Source organism: Carnobacterium sp. CS13, assembly GCF_016653495.1.
In the GTDB taxonomy this organism is placed as follows: Bacteria; Bacillota; Bacilli; order Lactobacillales; family Carnobacteriaceae; genus Carnobacterium_A; species Carnobacterium_A antarcticum.
On sequence record NZ_CP067364.1, the window covers coordinates 1,467,215 to 1,485,317 of the forward strand.

The window sequence follows — 18,103 nt, forward strand, 5'->3', positions numbered from 1 at the left end:
ATGGTTGGCTGCTTGAGTGCTAATCGATTTTGGCGAACTCAATGAGTTTGCTTTTTATCTTAGCGCTATTGTCTTGATTTAACGATTTTACAAACGTCATCACGTCATCTAATGGCCGGTTGACCGCTTTTCCAACAAATATCTTATCGTAAACTTTTTCACCGGTGTTTTCACTATCGACCAATAAAATTTCGTAAAGTTTCTCTCCTGGACGAATCCCAGTTTCAACTATTGGGATCTCATCCTCTGTAAATCCGCTCAATTTGATGACTTTCTTAGCTAGATCAACGATTTTAACGGGTTTCCCCATGTCTAGTACAAATATTTCTCCACCTTGAGCTAACGTTCCCGCTTGGATAACTAAACGACTAGCTTCTGGTATCGTCATAAAGTAACGGGTCATGCGAAAGTCGGTAACAGTAACGGGGCCGCCAGCCATAATTTGTTCTTCGAATAATGGGACCACACTTCCTCTGCTTCCCAGCACATTCCCAAACCGTACAGCTGTAAATTTCGTCTTTCCCGGTTCATTTAAATTGGTAACGATCATTTCGGCAATCCGCTTAGTCGCGCCCATAACATTTGGAGGATTGACCGCTTTGTCGGTAGAAATCATGACAAACGTACCAACATTTGCTGCTTTGGCTGCTTCAGACATGTTCTTTGAACCATAAATATTATTTTTAACAGCTTCAAACACATTATATTCCATCATAGGCACGTGTTTATGAGCTGCAGCATGGTAAACGATATCCGGTTTAAACATTTCCATCACTTCAAACATTCTTGTTCTATTTTGAATGTCCGCAATGACTGGGGTGATTTCAATTTGTCCGGCATAGAGTTTGTTTAGCTCACGATGGATTTGATAAATAGAATTTTCACCATGTCCTAGCAAAATAATTTTTCTGGGTTTGAATTTAGAAACGACGCGGCAAATTTCTGAACCGATTGAACCGCCTGCCCCGCTGACTAAAATAACTTTTCCGCTGATGTCTTCTGAGATTTGTTTCGTATCTAATGTGATTTCTTCTCGTCCCAAAAGGTCTACCACGTCTATTTCCCGTAAGCGGCTAACGGTTAATTTCCCATTGATGATGTCTTCTATTGACGGCATTAAATTGACCGTCACTTTGCTTTGATTGCAGATGTTAATGATTTGTTCCAGTTTTTCCGGTTCTAAAGAAGGAATGGCTACCGTAATTTGGCTGATGTTGTGTTTTTTCACCAGAAGAGGAATGTCTGCTACATTGCCCAAAATGGGAATACCATATAATCTTAACCCGTGTTTCCGCTGATCATCATCCACGATGCCGATCACGTTTATGTCTCGTGCTTTTTTTTGAATGTTCTTTATAAAGATATTTCCCCCATCACCCGCTCCGACAACCAGTGTTCTCACTTTTTTGAGAGTTCCTTTATCTCGTTCTAGGTAATGCCGGTATTCATTCACAACCCGAGCTAAGACACGTCCGCCACTGACTAGCAATAAGGACAGCAGATAAACAAGTAAGATATAACGGAAACTTGTTTTTTCTAAAAATACTGTTGTCAATAAGAACGTTATTCCAAAAGAAATCGTGATGGTTGTAAATAAAATGAGCATCTCTTTAATACTGGTATACCGATAAAGAGTCTCACAAACCTTGAAGTAACTAGCCAACAAAACGTAACCAAGAGTATATGTGAGCAAGATCGCAGCATAAGACTCCGTTGGTAAAAATAAATAAGGTTTTAGGAAGATAAAAGTAATGCCGCCTGAACACATTATTAAGAGTAAATCTAATGTAATGAACCGTGCTTTTTTGATTTGTCGTTTGATAAACATAACCCCACCTCGTCCCTTCATTAAATTTAATTTCAATGATGTCATTCGATTCATAGAAAACTTATTTGTTCGAATAGACTGCAATTAGAGATGATCAATTTTGCTAACAGTACTTGACCTTGTTAAAGCTGCTTGTAAGTTGCTGAACGGAATAAGAATGAAATATATGAAAGAAATAGAAGAAATGAACCGCAGAGGTTTTAAGAGGAGGGTTTGATTCGTTGTTTTTTAATAAATTGATAAAGCCGCTCAATGATGGCTTCATCTTGTTCGTTGTCGAACTTCCGGGCAAACAGGTAATGAGAAGTGATCAATTCGTTAAAATCGTCCTTTTTCCATACATACGGATTGCCTCTTTCCCAATCGATTTTTCGCATGCAGTTCAATGTGTCTAATCCGTATTTATGAATAGACAATTTATGACTGTAAGGCGAATTGTAAACTAAGGTTTGTAAAAACATTTCATCGGAACAAGAAGAATGAGAAAATGTTTTTTTGATCCATTCCCTTCTATTCAAGACTTCTTCAGCTAGCCCATGTGTGATGCTAAACCATTGGGCGCCGTATTTTATTTTATATTGATTTTGTTTTAATCGATTGATCCCAATCATCTTTTGACTCATCAGCAACAATTTGTTGACGCCGTTTAACCCATACTTGATGGGTTTAGCTTTCGCCTTATTTAAATGTTCTTGCAGAAAATGATAACTGGAAATTCTCGGCAACAGATCAGTGATTTCATCATCAGCATAATGAATAAATTCCAGTCCATCGTAATGTGCGAAAAAGCGGTGGATCTCATCTTGTGTTTTCAATGGCAAATCTACCCCTGATAGTAAATGATAGTATGCGTATTGGGATTTGGCAGCCATTTCCAGTAAAATCAACTCACATTCAATTTGACTATAGCCTCCCCAGCTCACTTTAATTCTTGGAACAAAATAAACAGTTGATTTTTTTGCTATTCTTTCAACTGTTTTAAAATCAAAATGAGAAACTTTTTTATCAATGTGGATATAAATATCATTTCTTTCATCATCTAACAGCTCAATGAGTTTTTCTAATGTCGCGAATTGATTGTGAGCGATGATCAGATAAGCATGTTTCTTCATTTTTATCACCTTCTATTTTGTATGATTTAGTTGGTCGAGTCGTTAATGAACTTTACGCCATCAGACGTTAACTTTTTTTACTTTTATTTTTTTGATAATATTCATCAATACTCCAAACAAGTAATTAAACTCAGCGGTTTTATAAAAGAAGAGGATAAAAACCAAGTTAGGGATGATAAAGCAGATGAAGAGTCTCACTATAAAATGCACTAAACTTGCATCTGAGAAAGCTAAACTAGCTAATCGAGCAGGTAATGCAGCGGCCAATAATACTCCGGAATATCCGGAAAAACGTAAGAAGTAATCTTTGACGGTCGTTTTAAAACCATTTTTATACAATACGTAAGGTTCGATCCAAAAGACTGTTGTCAACGTACTGATCAAGGTGCCTAAAAGAATGCCGACAAACCCAAAGTAAGTCGCCAGTGTGATCGAAACAATCAGGTTCACACATAATTCAACTACAGGTTTGTAACGATCGTTCCAAAATAATCCGAAAGCATCTTTAAACAATAGTGTGGTCTTTCTCATTCCTTTGATATAAAAATTAAGTACGGTTAACGTTACTAACATCTCATTCATTACATAATTGGGACCGATCCATAAAACAATAAAAGGCGTCAATAGGATCCAGAGGGAAATGGCACAAAAACCGACTAACCAAAAATTGATGAATAACATATTTTTATAGATCGTAAAGGAATGTTCCTTGCTCTCTACTGCATTCAAGTTTCCGACACTGGCTGTAACCGAATCAAACAATGGATTCAAAATAGAATTGATAGCATTGAGAACGAGCAGATAGTTGGAATACAATCCGACCCAGATGATTCCAACGAAGGCTGAAACTAAAATATTATCCGTTCCTTCTACTGCAACGCCTCCAATTCGGTGAAGAGCCATTGCTTTGACATTTTTGTAGAGCTCTTTTTTGTCTGCTTCATTCAGTTTTTCTTTATTTTTTGTTTTTAAAAAAGGATACATACTATCCGCTTTTTTTGAAAGCAGGATATTTTCGATGACTGTAAAAACGATTTGAACTAAAAGATATAAGATAAAATTTTTCGTTAGATAAAGAACCAGTATTTGGAGTATATTGACAAGTGCGAAAAAAGAACGGCTATAGTAAGTAACAATGTAATTTTTTTGATCGGCAATAATTAAGGATCGTTTATAGGCAAAAAGGTAAGTAAAAACAGAATCGAATAAAAAGAGGAGGTAAATGAGGTTCAAATGAGGAATATTCGGAGTATCTTTGATGACAAATGTTAAAAAAGGAAGGAGGATCAGCCCTAAAACCAAAACTGCCAAGCCCACTAGTTTGTAAATCAAAGCATAAAAGTTCATTAACGCTTTGATCTTTTTTTCGTCTTTGATCGCTAAAGGTTTATAGAGTCCGTAGATAACTGCTGACCCGAATCCAAGCTCTGCTAAGGAAAGAATCGATAGCACATCTGTAAACAACCCATGGACCCCTAAATATTCGGCGTTTAACAATCGGATAAAAAATGTTCTAGAAATAAACGACAATAATATCCCTAATAGTTGTCCTAAGATCACAAAGACAGCATTTTTAATAGAGTTCTCTGTTCGCATGCCTTGCTCCTTTCCATGAATGTGGCTAACTGAGGCTAACGGAATCAGCAGCTCATCATTCATTTAACTGCTAAAACCTTTAAAGTGCATAAAATTTCTGCATTTCAGTAACGGTATTAAAAGATTTTTTTTCACAATTTCTGGTGAGCTGCAGTTTCAAATCAGGATTGTCCAACACTTGCTTTATTGTTTCGTAAATTGCCGTTGCATTCATTTCAGTAATTAAACCATCTTTGCCATGAGTGATAAACTCTTTAGCTGTTAAAAAATTAGTCGCTACCACGGGTTTCCCAAAGCTGATAGCTTCTGCCATTGTGAGACAATACCCTTCATGTTTTGAAGGCTGAACATAGATGTCGCATTCTTTATAATAAGGATAAGGATTTTCTTTTGCTCCCAGCAAAATGAGTGAATCTTCAACGCCATGTTTTTTGATTTGTTTTTCCAGTTTTCCTTTTATTCGGCCTTCCCCGATTAAAAACCATTTGAAGCTATAACCGGATTTTTTGAGCTTAGCAGCTGCTTCTGGCAAAAACTCTTGGCCTTTTTCTTCTGATAACCGGCCTACCGTTAAAATTTTTGTACCTTCATATTGAAAGTCACTGACACTTTGTTGAGCTTTTTGAATAAATTCTTGGCTATTAAAGATAGAATAAAACACGTCTGTTTTTGCTTTTAATTCAGGATAGACTTCATCGAATCTTTCTTTGGCACCTTGCGACACACAAAATATTTGGTCAAAATGAAGAAATAATTTGTGTCCCTCTTTTTTTTCGCTAGGCGATAACTTTGTGTAGTCTTCATGGACCCACATCACTTTTTTAGCCGCTTTGATTTTTTCGACTACAAAAGGAGTGGTACTTTTTGTACCGCCATCATAAGCAATTGCTAAATCAAACTCTTTTTCTTCTATTTTATACGGTCGCAGTAAGAACTTTGTCAACAGATCAGTGTTTTTTGTGATCCGAGCATGGGCCGTTAAAAAGGAAGCTTTTAAAAAAAGATACGGTTTTTTGTTTTTAAAACTCTGGGTTAGGTAAACTTTGTCTCTGATTCCCATGCCTTTATCTGTGAGGTAAACGTAAGCAGCTTTGTTTTTGATCAATGGCAATAACGTTTTATCATCTTCAGCAAAAACTACTGTGATTTCATAATCTTTCAGTTCATTTATTAACCGAATAAAGGAATGTTCGACTCCTCCATTTGTTAATGTCCTTATGACAAATACAACACTTTTCATAAAAGACACCGCCTGTTTCTTATTTTCAAAATTTCGTTAAGGATGCTTTGTATAATACATAGAGGGGTATAAATCGATTCGTGACCGCAGTGGAAATGATGGTGATGCTTCCAGGGGAGAAAAAAGCAATGTTAACTGCAACGAAAATGGCTAAAAAGATACCGAAAACGTTTGTTTTTTGTGTAGCTAATCGATCTAGTTTCAGCACCAAAGAAACAAACAATGCCGGAACCAAAACTCCTAACGCTCCTAGCAGCCCAATGGCTTGTGTAATCGTCGGCGGGATTTGATCCGCCCATAAGGAATGACCGTAAAGAGTCGTATTAAACATTTGCACTGTGCTGGGAATAGAAGCCACAAACCGGTTAAAGTAGATCGTATTCTCTAATAGGTCTTTAAAAAGCGTTAACACTGTGTATTTGTCACCATAAAAGTCTAATGATTTGATCCCAAGAGCGATATTCTGCTGTCCTTCAAAATAAACACTGAATTCTTGTGCAATATGAGCCGTATCGTAACTGCTTAATCCTTCTGAGATATTACGTGTATTGTTAAACCGGACAATAGAAACCAATACTAAAATAAATACTAAAGAGCTTAAACAAATAGTCAAAATACTTTTTTTGTGTTTTGGAAAAACTCTAATGAGTAAATAAATATAAGCAAAAGCTTCAATGAATATCATATTTCGTGATGTGCCATTAAAAAAGGATAGGGATACTAATACGACCAACATCGAAAACCAAAGATTTTTTTTATCTTCGCTCTGCTTCTCTCTGTCGCCAAACAGCTCGATCAAGTAGACTGTCACAATGATTTTAGTCCAAGCGATAATCAATACAGACATGCCGAATGTTGAATCATCCTTTGAAAGAAAGACCGTGTCAAAAATAAAATTAAATCCGTTTAAGGCATTGGGGTCTAAGACAATCACCAAAAGAGACAATCCTGCCATCCCAAGCACCAATGATGGGTTCATACTCTTGGTATTCAATCCATTTATTTTAAGCAATTTACCTTGTTCAACCGGCAGCTCCATCGTTGTACTTGTCTTTTTGATTTTGCTGTAAAAGTAGCTGCTGGCTAAGATGCTGACGACCAGTTCTACTACCATCAAGATCAATGCCATATTTAAATGCCGTACCGATACAGTTGTCTCATATCTGATCTGATAATGAGAAATTTTGATCAAAACCGGTGTGATACAGTACCTTATCAGCCAGATACCGTTTAAAACGAGATACCCCATGCTGAAAGCTTTAATAGGCGGAGCAAATAGTTTATAAAAAATTGAAAAGAACAAAGGCAATAGAAATTGCCACTGATAACCTGGGACAGCTTGTGGGTCAATAGTTAAAAAGGCAGCTGCGAGTCCGATAAAAACAAAGATATCTTTGTTTATGCTTAGGCTGAAGTGGTCTGTTGCAGTTGGAACCGTCAGTGACTTCATAAGGCTTCACCAACCAAACAGTTAAATAAAATAAGCCGTTTTTTAAGAAGCTTCAATAATAATGCATTCATTTTAAAACCCTCCATCATGTGCTGCTTTTTCCAAAAGGAACACCTCAAGATTTTTATGCTTTCTAAACTAAAGTTTAAAGACACGTTCATGGTATTTTTTTAAAAGCACTTTTGGAAATAATCCTACAATCAGCGGTCTAAACGAATGCAATGAATATTTAAAGGGCAACTCCATTTTTTTATGCCACATACGAGCTAATTTATACTCATTGATTCTATATTTGTATTGGCGTTTGCTAAACGAATGTTGTGCTTCATAATAATCCATTAGTATCTCCCCAAGATTGTAACCTTTATAGCCTTTGAAATATAATTTACACCACAAATCATAATCTTCTGCTCGTCCGATAATCGCTTCTGTAGAATACCCCTCGACAGCTAACAAAGCCGATTTACGCATCATAACGGAAGGATGAACAAATGTATGTCCTAAGAAAATGTCGGTCTTAGTTCTTTCGCCTTTTTCCTCGACATCTTTTCCCCAGACTCCACTTTCATCATAAAAGGTACGACCAGTTCCAACAATGGCGTAATCTGGTTGACCGTCTAAAAAAGCGACCTGTTTTTCAAAACGTTCTGGGTAAGCAATATCATCATCATCCATGCGGGCAATATATTCTCCGCTAGCAACAGCTAAACAGTTATTTAATGTTTTAGATAACCTTAAATTTTGTTCGTTTTCCAGTAAAATGATGCGTTCATCTTGCAATGCCAGCTCTTGCAGAATGGTCTTACTGTTGTCTGTTGATTTATCATCACAAATAATCAGCTCAAAATCTGAGAATGTCTGGTTGAGAATAGATTCAACGGCTCTTCTTAATCCTTTTGATCCATTATAAACGCCCATGATCGCGGATACTTTAGGCATATTGGCTGCTCCTTTCTTTCACTGCTCTTTTTTTATCTTTTTAAACCATGCTTCACTTTACCGATACTGAGGAAAATAATGATTATCGATGCTTTCATCGTTATTTTCTAATTCAAGTAAATGATGATAAATTTCAGGATCGTAAATTTTTTTTCCAATATAAAAATTCGTTGGATCTAATTTTGAAAATGATTTCTTGAATTTGTAAAGCGAGTCTACATCTGATTCGTATCCCCCGCCTAAATGGTATTTTTTATAACCATTCGCACTCCCCCATTTTGCAATTTCATAAAACAAGAGATTATTGGGTTTCAATCGATTGCATTCTCTATTTGAACCAGAGAAAAGATTATGAACATGATTCCCGTAAAATAAAATCAATGCTGAAGCGATAATGACTTCTTCAAAATAAGCATTAACTAAAAGAATGTGGTCTTTCATCGAATTTAGCGTATCGTCAAAGAAAGCTTCATTGAAATAATAATAGTCAACGGCACTATTGTGTTGCATCGTTGTTTTATATAACTCTTTAAAGTCTTTCAGTGTATTGAAATCATCTCCTACGATCACGGAAACGCCATTTTTTTCGGCTTGCTTGATTTTATTACGGCAGTTGTGCTCTAAATTGCGCTTCATTTCTTCAGGATCTGATAGATCCATATAAATGGTTTTTCTAACAGCTGATAGGTCACAATGCTGATCAAAGAATAAGTGATTGTCCATTAAAGGATGAAAACGGTCAAATTGGCTGATGATGTTTTTTTGATGGCAGTATTCTGTAAAATCTTCAAAAAAATCGGTTTTTAATTGTTCTAAATTGCCATCAGGTTCATTAACCTGAAACAGTGGACCTCCATAACCATAGACACTGCTAATATCAAAATAGAGATTCTCTTTGACTTTTCCTGCTAGCTTTTTATCTTTAGCGACATCCCGATACATAAAAGGGTAAGCCACTTTTCCATCATCAGATTGATAATAATAAAGAATCGGTTCGCCATCTCCGTTATTTTTAAAAGGAGTGAAATAATCGTAAGTAAAGTAAATGTCGGTTAAATCAAACGTATTTACAATCGTATTCCAATTTTTTTTATCAGTAATTTCTTTTAGTATCATCATGTAAATCCCACTCCTTTAAAATAAAAGATCGTCTTAAAACTGCCTTTTTCAGTTCACTCATTTGCTCTTTCTTGTTTTAGCTGGTTTAAAGCATGGATGATCACACTGTTTCCATAAATATTAACCATCGCTTTAGGCAGTTCTTCTACTTGCCACTGATTGACCCGATAATTATCGAAGTCTTCTAGATTTTCTTCTTCATTCTCTGAAATATCAGAACGTTTGATCACCTTAACGATCGTCAGAAATAATATTTTAAAATCAAATGAAAAAGAAACTTTTTCAATATACTCTATATCTAATGCGAAACGTTCTTCCCAATTTAAACTGTTTCTTCCATTTACTTGTGCCCATCCGCTTATGCCAGGATTAACGTTATGCCGCTGGATCTCTTTTTTTGTATAACAAGGCAAATAGTTTACTAATAATGGCCGCGGCCCGATAAAACTCATTTCGCCTCTTAAAATATTGATGAGTTGAGGCATTTCGTCTAAACTTAATTTCCGAATAATCAGTCCAATCGTTAATAGACGTTCTCTTTCTGTTAAGGGGTTTCCATTGCTATCCTTTTCTGCGCGCATGCTTCGAAGTTTATAAATCTTAAATTTTTTATTTTTTCTGCCGACCCTTTCTTGCAGGAAAAAAATCGGGCCAGTAGAATCTTCTATTTTTATGAGTATTCCGCATACCAGGATCAGGGGCCAAATTAAGAGCAGCAGCAACAAAGCAGCTAACTTATCAACCCCCATTTTGACTGTGAGATAATGGTTCATCTATCTTCTCCTCCTCACCATACTGCTGAAAGTGACTGTTAACTAGATGCTAGAACTGCTTTTGAGAGGTTTTTTTGTGGGGATTTACGAGGCTGTTTCCGAGGGTTCCGCTTAATGAAATAAAAGAGGCAATTCTTACTAACTTATGAGTCTGATAATCGATAAGCCGGGAAAAAAGAGGTTTCTTTGCATTGTTCTTTTAAATGATGGGCTTCCACTAATTGGTCATAAATTTCTTTATTGTGGATTTTTTTACCAATATGAAAAGGGTATATTCCGGTCTTAGCAAATTTCTTTTTGAACTTATAAATGCCGTCGTCTTCTTCATATCCACCGCCTAAAATATAATACTCTAATCCTTGTTCTTGAAGCCATTTTATCGATTGAATTTCCAAGTAAGCTGCAGGAGTTAAAGAGTAATACTCGCTTAAGGTCCCTCCAAGAAAACCATAAGCGTATTTTTTTCCATATAAATTTAAACTTGCAGAAATAACTTTTCCATCTAATAAAACATATGCATAGACGTAGTTTCCTTTTAAATTTTCGTTCATCTTTTCAAAAAATGCTTTATCAAAATAATAATAATCTGTTGCGTCATTACGGTTCATGGTTGCATAATACACCGTCAGAAATTCTTCTAAATAAGCGCCTTCTGTATCAAAAAGGACTTCCAAGTTATTTTTTTCACTTTTTTTAAAGTCCCGCTTTATGCTCTTATGGCAATCTTGCCACAGAGGTTTTTTTAGGTTTCGCGCAATGTTCATACCTACTAACATTGTCTCTCCGTAGTAATACTGCATAACATCGTTGTTTTCTAACAAATGAAATCGGATAAATTCACTAACGATATTGTTTTCTCTGCAATATTCACTGAAACTGTTAAAATATCCTGAAAGAAGTTTCTCTAAATTTTTCACATCAAATGTAACCGGACCTCCAAAACCATAAGGTGTCGTAATATCGTAATAATCTTTTTCTGATAGATTGACCGGGATTTTTCGTTTAATAAACAAGTTTTTTACTGTTCCATAATCACTATGGTATTTAAACGTTTGTACTTCGCCTTCTTCATGTTCTTCGTACAATTCTCCATATCTTTCTTGGAAATAGATATCTTTTTCTTGTTTAGAAGATTCATATTTAGTATCACTATCAACCGCTGAATAAAAATCCATTTATCTCCCTCTTCTCTTTTTGACGTTTACTGCTTCGTTATACTAAGTTATACGGATAGATTTAAATCATTTAAAGACTATTTCTATTGCAGCTGATCATAGATTTTTTCCATTTTCGTCAGTGAACGACGAATATCGAATCGTTTGGCAGCTGACACATTATTGATCCCCATCTGTTTTTTTAGTGGTATATCGTTCAGCAACGTTTGAATCGCCCCTGCAAAGCCCGCCACATCTGTTGGCTTGTTGTTAAAGCCTGTAACACCATTTACTGAATAATCGACAATGCCATGTACATTAGAAGTGATGATCGGCAATCCTGTTGACATTGCTTCAAGTGCCGCCAAACCTAGTCCTTCCCGTTTTGAAGGGAAAGCAAAAACGTCCGCGGCCTTACAAATTTCACCAATGTCTTCGCGAAAACCAAGCAATTTAACATTTTTTTCTAGCTGTAACTTTTTGGACAGCTCCATCAGATAGTTTGTCAAAGGCCCTTCTCCGCAAATAATAAAATAAATAGCTGGATTGTTTAATTGAGCGATCGCCCTAATAATGACTTCATGATTTTTATTTCGATTTATTTCACCAGCCGAAACAATTAAGAAAGCATCCGAAGGAATAGCCAGTTTTTTTCTTTCGCTTAGTTTATCAATCGTTAAGCCGCAAAACTTATGATAATCGAAACCAATACCAGGAATATATTCCGTTTTTTTGGCTTTCAAATTTTCCTTAGCCCGTTGGTAATCTTCTTCGTTGATCGTGATCAGAACATCGGTATACTTAGCCAAGTATTTTTCAATAGTGTAGTACAACAGCCAATTTTTTAAAGGGGCTCCCTTGTAAAAATGAAACCCATGAGTTGTATACAGAACCTTAACGGCCGTCATTTTTCTACAGGCAATTCTGACAACTGCTGAAGCTACTGGTGTATGAGTATGCACGACATCATAACGTTCAGATGAAATACATTTTTTTATTTTTTGATACGCTGCATAATTTTGTCTGCTTAAAGGAGACCGCTGAAAATCGATGTGGTGCACCTTACACTTTCGAATCGTTAACCGAGGGTCTATTTCATTATCTACATTACAAGCAATATCCACTTGGTGACCTTTATCTAATAAATAAAGGATATGAGGAACCATAAACCCATTGATGGTACTCGCTATTGTGGTGACATACAGTATCTTCATTTTTCATTTCCCCTTCAATATCATTCTAAAATGATGTGAACAAATGAATCATAAAACTGGAACAGATACATTCGCTTTTTTTTCTGAAAAAGCTTTCTTCAATGTGTCGATCACTCTTTCTTGTTCTTGCCAAGTCATATTAGAACCAGACGGTAAACAAATACCTGTAGCAAACAATTGGTCACAAACAGCCTCAGTTGCCTCGTTGTGCTTGTAAAACCGAACGTTTTTGTATACTGGTTGGAGATGAAGAGGTTTCCATAAATGCCGTGTCTCGATATTTGCTTCTTCCATTTTATTGATCAATTCAAGAGGTGTCATATTGAATTTTTTAAAATCCATCGTTAAAGTAGTCAGCCATCTATTGGATAATGTTCCTTCTAATTCCGGCATGAACGTCAACCCTTCTAAAGCAGACAGTTCATTAACGTACCGCTCAAAAATTTCTCTTCTTTTACTGACACGATCATCTAAGACTTCTAGTTGAGCTCTTCCGATTCCTGCTAAAATATTGCTCATTCGATAATTGTAGCCAATAACTGAATGTTGGTAGTGTTTTGCATGATCTCTTGCTTGAGTAGCTAAAAAGCGGGATCTTTCTAAAATAGCTTCATCATCACATACCAATGCGCCTCCGCCTGAGGTAGTAATAATTTTATTGCCGTTGAAAGAATAAATGCCGATTTTTCCTAACGTACCGCTCTTTCTCCCTTTGAATTCTGAACCGAGAGATTCTGCAGCGTCTTCTACGATCGGTACACCGTATTCATTTGAAACAGCCAATAATTCATCCATCTTTGCACTTTGCCCATATAAATTGACTACAATAATGGCTTTTGGCAGTCTATTTTCTTTTTTAGCATCTACTAACGCCCTTTCAAGCGCTTGGGGCGACATATTCCATGTATCAGGTTCTGAATCAATAAACGTTACATCAGCTCCTAAATAATCTATGGGTTCTGCACTAGCAACAAATGTAAAAGTTGAACAAAAAACCAGATCTCCTTTGGTTACATTTAAAATATCGAGAGCTAAATGTATGGCCGCTGTTCCTGAACTCGTCACTGAAGCACCTTTAACACCTGCATACGCAGCAAGACTTTTCTCAAATTGATCGACGTTAGGTCCTAGCGGTGCTATCCAATTTGTGCTAAAAGCTTCATTAATGTACTTTAATTCATTTCCTGACATATGCGGCGATGATAATAAGATTTTTTCCATCATTCTAATCCCATCCTTTTCATTCAATTAAATGAGAAAAGCTGAACAGATCATACAATTATGGAAGAAAAACAACGAAGTTTTTACATGAGGTCATGCAAGGAATCAAGTAGCGCAACCTAGCACGCAATAGTCCTTTATTTTTCTAAAAGGTTGACCTGTGAAGCTAAACATCACTATTGTGGTAGACCTTCTAAACAATTTAAATTCTTCTTACTAAAATAAACAATATACTTAAAAATGCTTGCGCTAAATAGGCCGTGAGGTACTGAAATAAATCAATGGAATACTGCTAAAATTAACGGTGGGTTTAGTTGCGTAAAAGGTGCTATCTGGAGGTACTGCTGAAGAGTCTTACTGAGGAATTTCTGTGGAGCTTTTAGTCTTAGACAGATTTATATGGAGAAAAACGTGTTTTTATTAATGCTATTGTTGCTTTTATTAAAGAGGGTTGGTATTAAATTAAAGAGGGTATTTTTTTTTAAGAGATATTCTCTAGAGGACTGCTTTGCTTTTCAGAGGTTCACATGCGGTAGTGCTATGTGAAAAAATGTAACGATGAGTAAATCTAGTGGTGGTGAAAATAATGCGGGAAAATACTCTAGAGAATATTCTCAAAGGGGTTAATAAGTGGATAAAGCAAAAAAACTTAAGATGGGTCTTTTAACTATTAGTTCTAACGGCCCATATGAAAAACAGACTACTGGTTTAAACGAGAATGGTAAAAAATTGAGGTTACATGGTGAATGAACCAAAGATGACTTGCTGAGGAAAAAAGAAGTCCAACTAAGAAGGGTGGAATTATCTGAATAGTTGTATTTCTTTTTTGTAGCCAAAGTATACCACTTGTTATCATGAAAGCGGTAGCTCTTTACAACCTCTGTTACCGTTTTGTAACTTAAGTGTGACAGAAAAATGTACAACTCTGTTAGAATCCTTCATTCTAATGGATTCAAGAATTGTACATTCTCCATATATTACTTACATTACAATTGTTTTGAATCTATTCACACCTTAATCAAAGTTTACTCGAAGTTAGTTTTAAGCTGCTTGTCGACACAATTCAGCACATTCTAAACAAACTTTGGCGCATTTTTGACAATGATCCATATCGTGTTTTTCGCATTCTTTGCCACAGGCTTGACAGATCGTTGCACATAAAGCGATCAAATCTGCAGCCATGGCGCTTTGACGACTTATAATAGTGGTAACAAAAGAGCAAATATCGGCACATTCGCGGTCCAAACGAATGCAGTCTACCATCATTTTCACATCGTCTTCTTCAAGGCAAGCATCGAAACATTCATTACAAACCTTTTGGCATTCAAATGTTTTTTCAGCCAGTCTTATAAACTTTTCTTCCATTAGGTTTCACCTCCTTAATTTAAACTCTTTACTTTTTTTAGTATAAAACAGTTAAACACAACTTACGAATAAAATGATTCTAAAATAAATGGTTGAAACAGTTAAAAGAAAAGGTTTACATTTTATTTAATATCGGTTACAATCAAATTGTTAATTCATTGGTATGAATTTTTATGATAGGAACTACAAATAATAGGAGGAATCACATGAAGTTTCCAGAGAGTTTTTTATTTGGAGCAGCATCAGCTTCTTATCAGGTTGAAGGTGCTTGGGATGAAGATGGAAAAGGTGTTTCAAACTGGGATGTCTTTTCAAAAATAGAAGGAAAAACGTATCAAGGCACCAACGGAGATGTTGCTGTCGATCACTACCATCGTTATAAAGAAGATATTGCTTTAATGGCTGAAATGGGGCTAGATTCTTATCGCTTTTCCATATCATGGCCTAGAATCTATCCCAATGGTGACGGAGAAGTCAACCCAAAAGGAATAGAATTCTATAATAATTTAATTGACGAATGCATCAAACACGACATCATCCCTTTTGTGACACTTTACCATTGGGATTTACCGCAAGAATTGGAAAAAAACGGCGGATGGACTTCTCAACGTACTTTAAAAGCTTTTGAACAATACGCGGATACGTGTTTCGCAGCTTTTGGTGACCGTGTCAAACACTGGATCACATTCAATGAAACGGTTGTGTTCGTCCGTCATGGCTATATTTTTGGAGCGCATCCCCCAGGTCTAATAAATGATTTCAAAAACTACTATCAAGTTTTGCACAATGTTTTCTTAACTCATGCTAAAGTTGTACTGAATTTTAAGAACTCAGGATACAAAGGAGATATCGGGATTACACATGTTTTTAGCCCAGCCTTTCCTGCCGATGATAAACAGTCTAGTAAAAAAGCAGCTGACCATGCTAACATGTTTGATACGTTCTTATATTATGATCCTATTTTAAAAGGCACTTATCCAGAATATGTATTAACTCACCTGAAACAAAAAGGCTATGATTTTGAGTTGTCTCATGAGGATCAAGAAATTCTATTAAAAGCGGCTCCATTAAACGATTTTATCGGAATCAATTATTATCAGCCTATGCGCGTTATTGCGAATGACTCAAGTGCCGCTAGAGAATTATCCAGAGAAGCCAGCACTGGCGGTGCAGGAGCTGTTTCTTACGACGGTGTTTACCAAACTGTTAAAGTACCTACTCTGTCATATACTAAATGGGGTTGGGAAATTTCACCTGAGGCTTTATTAGATGGACTCCATTTATTAAAAGAACAGTATGGAAATATACCTATTTATATTACTGAGAATGGTTTAGGAGATGAAGATCCGATCATTGATGGTGAGATCAAAGATACAGCTCGTATCGAATACATTGAAGAACACCTGAAGTTTGTGAAAAAAGGTGTTTCAGAAGGTCTCGATATCCAAGGATACTTTGCTTGGTCTGTTATTGACTTATTGAGTTGGTTAAATGGGTATAAAAAGCAATATGGTTTTATTTATGTGGATCATGCTGACCACTTAAATCGTAAGAAAAAAGATTCTTTTTATTGGTATCAAAATGTTATTGCGACACGTGGAGAAAATATTTAAGGCTGCATAAATTGAATTTGGAGGAAAAATCATGAACAAATTTAATGAATTTTTCAATAAAATGCTGGATCCGTTCTTAAAGTTTGTTAACACGAAAACCATGATGGCCATTAAAGATGGATTCTTATTAACGATGCCCATCACCCTTGTCGGTTCTCTCTTTCTTTTGATTGCCAACTTTCCTATTCCTAAATGGGATAGTTGGATGTCAAATATATTCGGCACTGACTGGTCTGCTCCGCTGAACCAAGTAGCTGGTTCAACGTTTGATATTCTAGCCGTAGTTGCTGTTTTGGGCATTTCTTACACATATGCTAAAAACGAAAAAGTCGACCCCATCAGTACTGCTCTCTTATCGTTAGTCTCTTTCCTGATTTTAACCGATTCTTTTGCAGTCACTGAAAGTGGTGAAACGATCGCTGGTGTCATTCCTAAGAGCTGGACAGGTGGAAATGGAATCATTACTGCTATTATAGTCGCTGTTATAGTCGCTAAAGTATTTGCGTTCTTTATTAAACGCGATATCCGAATCAAGATGCCGGATACAGTCCCTCCAGGCGTAGCCAATGCGTTTTCTGCTATGATACCAGGCGCTGTAGTGATGTTTGGCTCGATGGTTGTTTATACCTTAACCAGCAAGTTTGCCGGCGTCTCTTTAACCGAACTTATTTTCAAACTTTTACAAACACCTATTCAAAATGTTTCCGATACCTTACCTGGCGGACTGTTTATCACTTTCTTGATGTCTATTCTTTTCTGGGCTGGTATTCATGGACCTAATATTGTAATGGGAATCATGGGACCTATTTTAACTGCTAATGCACTAGATAACCAAGCAGTCATTGATTCTGGTCAACAACTGATAGTCGGCGAAAACACTAAGATCATGACGGTTCAGTTGATTGATGTGTTTGCTAAATTTGGCGGACAAGGCATTACGATTGGTTTACTGTTTGCCGCCTTAATGTTTGCCAAGTCAAAACGTTTAAAAGAAATTTCTAAAATTTCTATCGTTCCTAGTCTTTTTAACATTAACGAGCCGGTTATTTATGGATTGCCAATAGTCTTTAATCCAATTATGTTGATTCCCTTTATTCTTGTTCCGATAACCGCTGTTTTAATTACTTACGGAGCTATTATCATTGGTTTTATTCAACCCTTTACGGCAGTACAGGTTCCTTGGACCACACCTCCGCTAATATCTGGTTTTCTATTAAGCGGCTGGCAAGGATTGGTCGTTCAATTGGTTATTATTTTTGCCTCTGCTGGAATCTATTATCCTTTCTTAATAAAACAAGATAAACAATTTCTATTGGAAGAAGCTGAAATAGAAGCAACTGAAGAAACCGCTGATTCTCCATTAGACTTTGCAAATGAAAGCAACGTATAAATAATTTGGAAGGATTAAGCCGATCTGGTTTAATCCTTTTCCTTTCGTTATACTGAATAAAATACAGATAATAAAGCAATAAATACACT

The 18,103-nt window shown here is 36.2% G+C and carries 14 protein-coding genes; 2 read left to right on the forward strand and 12 right to left on the reverse strand.

Annotation, left to right across the window (positions count from 1 at the left end; all coding sequences use genetic code 11):
- Positions 1-19: 19 nt before the first annotated feature.
- The 12 genes from JHE06_RS07140 to JHE06_RS07195 form a co-directional block, all read right to left on the reverse strand.
- On the reverse strand, positions 20-1,822 hold the full coding sequence (locus tag JHE06_RS07140; protein WP_058920227.1) for a polysaccharide biosynthesis protein: 1,803 nt from the start codon (positions 1,820-1,822) through the stop codon (positions 20-22).
- Positions 1,823-2,028: 206 nt separating this feature from the next.
- Positions 2,029-2,940 (reverse strand): beta-1,6-N-acetylglucosaminyltransferase, encoded by a 912-nt coding sequence (locus JHE06_RS07145; protein WP_201088323.1) that lies wholly within the window; start codon positions 2,938-2,940, stop codon positions 2,029-2,031.
- Between the two features lie 60 nt (positions 2,941-3,000).
- Positions 3,001-4,536 carry a lipopolysaccharide biosynthesis protein gene (locus JHE06_RS07150; protein ID WP_201088324.1) on the reverse strand — a complete coding sequence of 512 codons (1,536 nt, stop codon included), beginning with the start codon at positions 4,534-4,536 and terminating at the stop codon, positions 3,001-3,003.
- A gap of 79 nt (positions 4,537-4,615) precedes the next feature.
- Positions 4,616-5,776 carry a glycosyltransferase gene (locus JHE06_RS07155; protein WP_058918721.1) on the reverse strand — a complete coding sequence of 387 codons (1,161 nt, stop codon included), beginning with the start codon at positions 5,774-5,776 and terminating at the stop codon, positions 4,616-4,618.
- A gap of 25 nt (positions 5,777-5,801) precedes the next feature.
- A complete protein-coding gene (locus JHE06_RS07160; RefSeq protein WP_058918722.1) occupies positions 5,802-7,226 on the reverse strand; it encodes a hypothetical protein in 1,425 nt (474 codons plus the stop codon).
- A gap of 138 nt (positions 7,227-7,364) precedes the next feature.
- A complete protein-coding gene (locus tag JHE06_RS07165) occupies positions 7,365-8,165 on the reverse strand; it encodes a glycosyltransferase family 2 protein (protein ID WP_058918723.1) in 801 nt (266 codons plus the stop codon).
- Between the two features lie 57 nt (positions 8,166-8,222).
- Complete coding sequence (locus JHE06_RS07170; protein ID WP_058918724.1) at positions 8,223-9,284, reverse strand: lipid II:glycine glycyltransferase FemX; 1,062 nt, start codon at positions 9,282-9,284, stop codon at positions 8,223-8,225.
- Between the two features lie 53 nt (positions 9,285-9,337).
- Positions 9,338-10,057, reverse strand: coding sequence for a sugar transferase (locus tag JHE06_RS07175; protein ID WP_201088325.1), 720 nt, complete (start codon positions 10,055-10,057; stop codon positions 9,338-9,340).
- Positions 10,058-10,200: 143 nt separating this feature from the next.
- Positions 10,201-11,232, reverse strand: a complete 1,032-nt coding sequence (locus JHE06_RS07180) for a GNAT family N-acetyltransferase (RefSeq protein ID WP_201088326.1) — start codon at positions 11,230-11,232, stop codon at positions 10,201-10,203.
- 83 nt (positions 11,233-11,315) lie between these two features.
- Positions 11,316-12,425 (reverse strand): glycosyltransferase family 4 protein, encoded by a 1,110-nt coding sequence (locus JHE06_RS07185; protein ID WP_058918727.1) that lies wholly within the window; start codon positions 12,423-12,425, stop codon positions 11,316-11,318.
- A gap of 48 nt (positions 12,426-12,473) precedes the next feature.
- Complete coding sequence (locus JHE06_RS07190) at positions 12,474-13,649, reverse strand: DegT/DnrJ/EryC1/StrS family aminotransferase (RefSeq protein WP_201088327.1); 1,176 nt, start codon at positions 13,647-13,649, stop codon at positions 12,474-12,476.
- Between the two features lie 1,038 nt (positions 13,650-14,687).
- Entirely contained in the window at positions 14,688-15,011 is a 324-nt protein-coding gene (locus JHE06_RS07195) for a four-helix bundle copper-binding protein (protein WP_058918729.1), read from the reverse strand.
- A 206-nt stretch (positions 15,012-15,217) separates the two neighbouring features.
- Here JHE06_RS07195 and JHE06_RS07200 point away from each other — a divergent pair, with 206 nt between their 5' ends.
- Both JHE06_RS07200 and JHE06_RS07205 read left to right on the forward strand, forming a co-directional pair.
- Positions 15,218-16,624 (forward strand): glycoside hydrolase family 1 protein, encoded by a 1,407-nt coding sequence (locus tag JHE06_RS07200; protein WP_058918730.1) that lies wholly within the window; start codon positions 15,218-15,220, stop codon positions 16,622-16,624.
- Between the two features lie 31 nt (positions 16,625-16,655).
- A complete protein-coding gene (locus JHE06_RS07205) occupies positions 16,656-18,014 on the forward strand; it encodes a PTS sugar transporter subunit IIC (RefSeq protein ID WP_058918731.1) in 1,359 nt (452 codons plus the stop codon).
- The last annotated feature ends 89 nt before the right edge of the window (positions 18,015-18,103 follow it).

Coding starts and splice junctions, on each gene's coding strand:
- JHE06_RS07200 (WP_058918730.1), top strand. CDS start 15,218: ATGAAGTTTCCAGAGAGTTTTTTATTTGGAGCAGCATCAGCTTCTTAT.
- JHE06_RS07190 (WP_201088327.1), bottom strand. CDS start 13,649: ATGATGGAAAAAATCTTATTATCATCGCCGCATATGTCAGGAAATGAA.
- JHE06_RS07150 (WP_201088324.1), bottom strand. CDS start 4,536: ATGCGAACAGAGAACTCTATTAAAAATGCTGTCTTTGTGATCTTAGGA.
- JHE06_RS07145 (WP_201088323.1), bottom strand. CDS start 2,940: ATGAAGAAACATGCTTATCTGATCATCGCTCACAATCAATTCGCGACA.
- JHE06_RS07185 (WP_058918727.1), bottom strand. CDS start 12,425: ATGAAGATACTGTATGTCACCACAATAGCGAGTACCATCAATGGGTTT.
- JHE06_RS07205 (WP_058918731.1), top strand. CDS start 16,656: ATGAACAAATTTAATGAATTTTTCAATAAAATGCTGGATCCGTTCTTA.
- JHE06_RS07160 (WP_058918722.1), bottom strand. CDS start 7,226: ATGAAGTCACTGACGGTTCCAACTGCAACAGACCACTTCAGCCTAAGC.
- JHE06_RS07175 (WP_201088325.1), bottom strand. CDS start 10,057: ATGAACCATTATCTCACAGTCAAAATGGGGGTTGATAAGTTAGCTGCT.
- JHE06_RS07180 (WP_201088326.1), bottom strand. CDS start 11,232: ATGGATTTTTATTCAGCGGTTGATAGTGATACTAAATATGAATCTTCT.
- JHE06_RS07155 (WP_058918721.1), bottom strand. CDS start 5,776: ATGAAAAGTGTTGTATTTGTCATAAGGACATTAACAAATGGAGGAGTC.
- JHE06_RS07195 (WP_058918729.1), bottom strand. CDS start 15,011: ATGGAAGAAAAGTTTATAAGACTGGCTGAAAAAACATTTGAATGCCAA.
- JHE06_RS07170 (WP_058918724.1), bottom strand. CDS start 9,284: ATGATGATACTAAAAGAAATTACTGATAAAAAAAATTGGAATACGATT.
- JHE06_RS07165 (WP_058918723.1), bottom strand. CDS start 8,165: ATGCCTAAAGTATCCGCGATCATGGGCGTTTATAATGGATCAAAAGGA.